This is a genomic window from Holtiella tumoricola (assembly GCF_027857615.1).
Classification (GTDB): domain Bacteria; phylum Bacillota; class Clostridia; order Lachnospirales; family Cellulosilyticaceae; genus Holtiella; species Holtiella tumoricola.
Genome location: NZ_JAQIFT010000075.1, coordinates 1 through 6,757 on the forward strand (window position 1 = coordinate 1; position 6,757 = coordinate 6,757).

Annotated in this window: 7 protein-coding genes, 4 tRNA genes and 1 rRNA gene; 7 read left to right on the plus strand and 5 right to left on the minus strand. The window is 33.1% G+C overall.

What is annotated here, in order from left to right; genetic code table 11:
• Positions 1 to 73 precede the first annotated feature (73 nt).
• From PBV87_RS22495 to PBV87_RS22515, 5 genes are all read left to right on the plus strand, one after another.
• Positions 74 to 145, plus strand: a tRNA-Glu gene (locus PBV87_RS22495).
• Positions 146 to 148: 3 nt separating this feature from the next.
• Positions 149 to 266, plus strand: a 5S ribosomal RNA gene (gene rrf, locus PBV87_RS22500).
• Positions 267 to 272: 6 nt separating this feature from the next.
• A tRNA-Pro gene (locus PBV87_RS22505) sits at positions 273 to 347 on the plus strand.
• Between the two features lie 35 nt (positions 348 to 382).
• Positions 383 to 455 (plus strand) — tRNA-Lys (locus PBV87_RS22510).
• Between the two features lie 38 nt (positions 456 to 493).
• Positions 494 to 565 (plus strand) — tRNA-Gly (locus PBV87_RS22515).
• Positions 566 to 878: 313 nt separating this feature from the next.
• Here the strand turns inward: PBV87_RS22515 and PBV87_RS22520 are convergent.
• The 5 genes from PBV87_RS22520 to PBV87_RS22540 all read right to left on the minus strand — a co-directional run bounded on the left by PBV87_RS22520 (position 879) and on the right by PBV87_RS22540 (position 4,677).
• Positions 879 to 1,298 carry a hypothetical protein gene (locus PBV87_RS22520; protein ID WP_271013818.1) on the minus strand — a complete coding sequence of 140 codons (420 nt, stop codon included), beginning with the start codon at positions 1,296 to 1,298 and terminating at the stop codon, positions 879 to 881.
• A 16-nt stretch (positions 1,299 to 1,314) separates the two neighbouring features.
• Positions 1,315 to 1,512 (minus strand): helix-turn-helix transcriptional regulator, encoded by a 198-nt coding sequence (locus PBV87_RS22525; protein ID WP_271013819.1) that lies wholly within the window; start codon positions 1,510 to 1,512, stop codon positions 1,315 to 1,317.
• A 145-nt stretch (positions 1,513 to 1,657) separates the two neighbouring features.
• A complete protein-coding gene (locus tag PBV87_RS22530; RefSeq protein WP_053986271.1) occupies positions 1,658 to 2,944 on the minus strand; it encodes an MFS transporter in 1,287 nt (428 codons plus the stop codon).
• Positions 2,941 to 4,260, minus strand: coding sequence for an alkaline phosphatase family protein (locus PBV87_RS22535; RefSeq protein WP_271013820.1), 1,320 nt, complete (start codon positions 4,258 to 4,260; stop codon positions 2,941 to 2,943). The genes PBV87_RS22530 and PBV87_RS22535 overlap by 4 nt, the downstream gene beginning before the upstream one ends.
• A gap of 279 nt (positions 4,261 to 4,539) precedes the next feature.
• Positions 4,540 to 4,677 (minus strand): hypothetical protein, encoded by a 138-nt coding sequence (locus PBV87_RS22540; protein ID WP_271013821.1) that lies wholly within the window; start codon positions 4,675 to 4,677, stop codon positions 4,540 to 4,542.
• 108 nt (positions 4,678 to 4,785) lie between these two features.
• On the opposite strand from PBV87_RS22540, the gene PBV87_RS22545 reads away from it, so the two are divergent.
• Together PBV87_RS22545 and PBV87_RS22550 are read left to right on the plus strand one after the other, a co-directional pair.
• Positions 4,786 to 5,397 carry a YczE/YyaS/YitT family protein gene (locus PBV87_RS22545; protein ID WP_053986269.1) on the plus strand — a complete coding sequence of 204 codons (612 nt, stop codon included), beginning with the start codon at positions 4,786 to 4,788 and terminating at the stop codon, positions 5,395 to 5,397.
• 44 nt (positions 5,398 to 5,441) lie between these two features.
• A complete protein-coding gene (locus PBV87_RS22550; protein ID WP_053986268.1) occupies positions 5,442 to 6,281 on the plus strand; it encodes a phosphatase PAP2 family protein in 840 nt (279 codons plus the stop codon).
• Positions 6,282 to 6,757 lie beyond the last annotated feature (476 nt).

Here is a 6,757-nt window from a genome sequence, read left to right on the forward strand (position 1 = left end):
TTAAACTTTCAAAAACAGCGAATCCCATAGGGTGAGCTGAAAAAAGAAAGTATAAGTACATACTTTTAAGTATGGCCCATTGGTCAAGCGGTTAAGACACCGCCCTTTCACGGCGGTAACAGGAGTTCGATTCTCCTATGGGTCATTTGTTGGTGATGATGCGCTTTAGGGAAACACCCGTTCCCATACCGAACACGTAGGTTAAGACTAAAGCGGTCGATGGTACTTGGCTGGAGACGGCCCGGGAGAGTAGATGATTGCCAACTTTAAAACGGGGTGTGGCTCAGTTTGGCTAGAGCGCCTGATTTGGGTTCAGGAGGCCGCAGGTTCGAGTCCTGTCACCCCGATTTAGTTCCAAGTCGTGGAACTATGATAATAATATGGGTCACTAGCTCAGTTGGTAGAGCACTTGACTTTTAATCAAGTGGTCCGGAGTTCGAGCCTCCGGTGGCTCATAATTGAATACAAGTAGTACAAAATGTACTACTTAAATGCGTGAGTGGCTCAGGGGTAGAGCATCTCCTTGCCAAGGAGAGGGTCGCGGGTTCGAATCCCGTCTCGCGCTTTTTTTATTTGAGAATATGTGTATAATATGAAAATAGTCCACAATGATATACTTAAAAAAGTATATAGCTGTGGACTATTTTGTGTTTTATCCTAGATATACACAATTATTATTTTTAAAACAACATTTACGTTAACGTTTAATAATTTTATATATTAGCTCTCAATTATAATTAGATTTATACTAAAGAAAAGGGTCACAGTATATATAAGATATTACTTATATATACTGTGACCCTTTCTATTTTTGATACTTAAAATAAAAGCATTCATCTTCAACATATATTAATGCTCAACCATCATTATCAGAAGCATTAATATTTTTTACCGTAGTGATGTGCAGCTATCATTTGAACAATAGGTGCTGAGACAATTAAAAATAATGCAATGTAATGGAAAGCTAGAGGGATAAATAGATTAACTAAAAAGCAAATTACAACTACATAATATAAATAAGTAAAAGCAATAGATGCTGAACGCATAGAAAGCATTTGATTACGTTCATCTTGTTCGTTAATGATTTGTTGTTCCCGGTATTTAGGATTTTTGTTACGAATAAAAGAAATAATCATTATAGCAAGACTAGCAGAGATTAATCCACAAGCAATTCCATAAAGATAAGCAACATCATGACCTGTATTATTGAAAAAGTGTGCTAAGACACCGACGAGCACACCTATACCAATCATAATATAACCTATTAAATTTCTAGTTTTTGCTGTTTTACAATTCATTATTAAAGCCCCCTTTTTATTCTTCTTCAAATAAGAAAATATCTTCAATAGTTAAGTTGAAAATTCTAGAAATACGATATGCTAACATAATAGATGGATTATATCTTCCGTTTTCTAGTGAAATAATAGTTTGTCTAGAGACGCCTAATTGATCGGCTAAATCTTGTTGAGTTAAATTTTGTGTTTCGCGTAAAGAACGAATATTATTGTTCAACGAATCACCTCCAATATAAAAGTAAAGTTAACTTTACATTTAATATATACTATGTAAGAAATGATGTCAAGTAAACTTTACATTAAAGGATTTTATAAAAATAGCAGGCATATTTTTTGATTAAATAGCCTGCATCCTAAATATATTAAAGATTTAATTCAGAGGAATGATCTTCTTTTTGGTGAGATTGTTCTATATCTGGTACGCGCATAAGCATAATAAAGCCAATAATAAATAATATAATTAGACTAATGATACCATTATTAGTACGTCCAGTAAGTTGTGTGACAAGAGCAACTAAGAAAGGGCCCATTATGGCTGCAAATTTTCCAAAGATATTATAGAAACCAAAGAATTCATTGGATTTTTCTTTAGGAACTAATTTAGCAAAATAAGATCTAGAAATGGCCTGAATACCACCTTGTGCGGAACCCACTGCCATAGCAAGAACCCAAAAGTCTAAGGCTGTTTTTATAAAATACCCATAAAAACAAATACATATGTATGTAATAATACCAATATAGAGAAGCTTTTTAGCACCCCACTTAGTAGCAAGTTTGCCATAGAGAATTGTAAAAGGAAAAGCAACAAATTGTGTGAGAAGTAAAATAATAAGTAAGGTAGTCATTGAAATACCTAAATCTGTTCCATAGGAAGTAGACATACCAATAATAGTATCTACACCATCTATATAGAAGAAATAGGCAATTAAGAATATAAAAATCCCTCTATAGTTTCTAATTTCTTTGAAGGTATTAAAAAGGCGTTTAAATGAGCTACTAATCGGATGTGATTCAGGTTCAATATAATAGGTTTGCTTGACATTTTTTAGAAGAGGCAAAGTAAAGATACCCCACCAGAGAGCCGTAATAAGAAAGGTTATTTTACATGCAAGACCAAGGCTAATAGGTAATAGGCCTTGCTGAGTAAGAAGAACAATAATAATACAGATAATAAAAGGAATGGTACTTCCGATATATCCCATTGCAAAACCATAGGAAGATATCTTATCCATACGTTCATTAGTAGTAACATCTACGAGAAAAGCATCATAGAAGATATTACCACCGGCAAAACCAAGTACACAGAATCCATAAAGAATAAGAAGTAGGAAAGGCTGATTTTCAGGAACTAACGCAAGAGCTATTGTACTTACGACACCGATACTAAAAAATGTAGTAAAGAATTTCTTTTTGAATCCCTTGTAGTCTGCAATAGTTCCAAGAATAGGTGCAAGTAAGGAGACAATCAGTGTAGAGAGAGAAATAGTATACCCCCATAATGCAGTAGAATCTGTTGAGGACATATGTCCATTACTTGCTACCATCTTAAAATAGATAGGTAAGATAGTAGAAGTAATAGTCATGGAGTAAGCGGAATTGGCCCAATCATAGAGAATCCAACTTTTTTCTTGCCTGGTTAGATGATTCATAAATTTACCTCATTTTCTTTTAAAATTGACCATTCAATATGGCCATCAATATTTTTGAGAGATAATCCTAAAAGGTGTGCAAAAGTTGGGGCATGATTAAGTAAGGAACCTTGTTGGACAATATGATTTTCTTTAATACCTGGTCCTGTAGCCAGTAGAAATGTCGTATAATTCGGCTTAGTAGGGAGATAACCATGAGATGAGAGAATGTGGTGGGGCACAGATCTTACTTTAGTAACATCTATAGTTTCAATGAATTCACCAGAAGTAGTATCAATAAAATAATATCCTTTTTTAGCTTCTACCATGAAACTACAAGAAGAATCAGCACCCAGTTTAATTACTTCCTCTCTAGTAAAAATTCTTTCAATAGGGCTATTAGTATCATTTAATAGACGAGTAAGTAAGGTTTGCACTTTTTCAAGGCACGTTTTATTGGAATGATCTCTTAAGTAGATGTAACAAGAACCATCACAGGATTTGGAGATGGCATCATACTTAGTAATTCGACCTTTACTATCTACTTGCATGAGACCTTCATCTACTAAAATTTTATTAAGCCTAATTTGTGAATGAACAGGAAGTTGTGCATGATCACCAAGTATAATGAATGTTGTCTCTTCATAGAGGTTAGCCTCTTTAAGTGTTGCTATAATTTTACCTAAACGTTTGTCATGACGAACAAGTGCATGCATACTTTCATTACTGTCATGACCTGTATAATGACGTGTTGTATCTACATCAGTCATATGCACAAACATAACTTCAGGTTTATAATGGAGTAGAGTATGTTTCATACAAGAAAGTACAAAATCATCAAGAGCTGGTTGACTTGTTCCTTGTCTAATATGACCAAAACGTTTTTGGAGGTCTAACTGATAAGTTAGTGAGCCAGCGAATCCCGACATAATAAGTTGATGATGCCAGCTTTTAGTAGGAAAGATTTCAGGTAGATTATATGTAATAGGGCCTCTAGCAGTTACAGGCCAAAGTATGGAACAGGTACTTAGACCTTTTGCATAGGCTAAATCAAAAAGAGTAGGAACTTGAATAGCCTTGTGATACCAAAACCAATCGGAATTAAGATGATTTGGTTCTAAGCGCGTGTTATTGATGATACCATGGTGTATAGGACTATAGCCTGTTATAATTGTGGCATGTGCAGGGTAGGTAAGTGTAGGATATACGGATTCAACCTGACGAATTAAGCTTCCAATGTGTAGTAAGGATTTAAAATTAGGGAGAGTAGATAGAATATCTACATCTTCAGTAGAGACAGCATCTAAAGATAGAACAAGTAGGCGTCTAGTCAACATGGTTTTACCTCAATTCTTTTATTTGATTGAAAATTGGATTTATAATATTTATTATATGATAGAATAGGACAAATTTAAAATAGAATAAGGTAAATTAAGGACAAATTAAATTAATAAAAAATACATACAGTAATAAATAGAAAGTATGAAAAGTACTATGACTTATATGGGCTTATCTGGTACACTAATAGGCGTACTTTTATGATTTAATAACTATATAAATATCAATAACCCATTATAGACTTTTATAGCAGAAATAAAAGGACTGTAAAACAGTCCTTAAGAATGAGAGTGTTGGAATTTAGATAGAATTGATTGATACTCATAGCGATTAGGTGCTTCTTCTGAAAAGGTTGACCAGAAAGCTCCTAAAGGTATAGTATCGAGTTCGAGTTCATATGTGGAATAAGTATGCATGCTAAGATCCTTCCTGCTAAAGCGTTTTGATAAGAATAGTATAAGTAAAAAAACTTAAGATTAAAGATAAAAAGTAAAATTGACAACAAATACAAAAGGGGGGATTATATGGAACGCTCGTATATAAAACGTATTATTATTTTAATACTAGGACTTATTATTTTATCATCTGGAATTGCACTATTTATTAAAGCAGATCTAGGGTGTGATCCTTATACTACATTTAATATAGGTGTAAGCGATGCAGTAAATTATAATTTTGCAATTGTACAGATTATAATTAATTTAGTTATTCTTGCATTTATCCTTGTGGTAGATAGAAGTTTTATTAATATAGGAACAATCATTAGCTTATTTTGTGTAGGACCACTTATTGAGTTTTTCAATGGCGTGATTAATAGCCTTTTACCTTACCAGTTCGGTTTTATTGGAAATGTAATTATTCTATTAATAGGGTGTGTTATTGTATCATTTGGAGTAGGACTTTATATTGCAACTGACTTAGGTGCAGGGCCATATGATATTTTGCCACTTATTATTGAGAAACGAAAAAACTGGTCCTATAAATGGATTCGCATTGTACTTGATGTAAGTTGCGCAGTTATAGGTTTTTTATTAGGTGCTACAATCGGAATTGGAACAATTATAGTTGCATTAGGTTTAGGACCAGGTATTGAATACTTTAGAAGTTTCGCTGTAAGATTTATCTTAAAAGATTAAAAGGATAACAAGCCTTAAGATTAACAAAAGATAAGGAGAAAAGAATGAATTGGGAAATTAGCATTTTACAAGGATTACAAGCAATTAGAACACCTTTCTTAACTTCTATTATGGAGGCAATAACAGCTTTAGCAGAGAGTTTACCACTTGTACTTGTTATAGGGATTTTATATTGGTGTGTAGAAAAGAAGAAAACTGTGCGCATAGGATGGATTGTACTAACAAGTAGTGTAGTCAATGGTGTTATCAAGAACTTAGTGCGTGCAGCAAGACCTTTTCAAAAAGGTATAGTTAGTCCAGTACGTGTAGAGACGGCTACAAGTTATTCATTCCCTAGTGGTCATACACAAACAGCTACAAGTTTTTGGACCAGTGCAATGATGATCTTTAAGAATAAGACCACATATGGAATAGGATGTACGATGATTATCTTAACAGGGTTATCAAGAATATACTTAGGTGTTCATTGGCCAGTAGACGTTATAGGTGGAATTATTATAGGATTAATTGTAGTGGTAGCGGCAGATAAGCTTTATGATGAAGATAGAGGTTTTACAAGATGGCATGTTATAGGAGTAGGCGTGTTGGCATTTCTTTTTTTAATCGTACCTATTGAGAAAGATTTAGTTAAAGCAGTTGGAGCATTATGGGGATTTGTAGTAGGATGTTATATAGAACAAAATTACATTCATTTTCATACAGAAGCGCCTCTCAAAAAGCAGCTATTTAAAATTGCTATAGGATTAGGTGGTGCTATTGTCATTGCAGTAGCTTTTCAATTTATTACACAAGGTGACCTTATTTTATCAATGTTGAAATATGGCATTATCGTATTGTGGTTAACGGCAGGAGCACCTTATGTATTTAAGACAATGCTAAAATAAGAATAAGGGGTAAAGCCTTTAGATTTAGAACTCATAGATTTATATCTATGAGTTCTTTTGATATATAGAATACTTAAGCGAAGGATAGAAATTTTGAAATTATAGAAATATGAAGGTTTTCTGGTACTAGATAAGTATAAGAAATAAGTAAGAAGATATGGTAGAAACATATACAAGAAAGAGAATGAAGAAAAATATAAAACAAAATAATAAAGTGATGTATGATAATCAAAAAGCAGGACATACTAAGCTTTGTACCACGAAAATAAATGTATATCAAATCAAAATACATTTATAAGGAATCATAGGCGTAAAATTCCTTTTTTATAACTTTAAAAGTGAAACTGAAATTTTAAAAGAAAAAATGAAAAAAGGTGTTGACTTATAGAAAGATATGGTGCATAATAATACAAGTCAGCAGCGCATAGCGCCACTGAGGAAAGGCAGTAAGCCTTGATAAATAAAATAAAATGAAC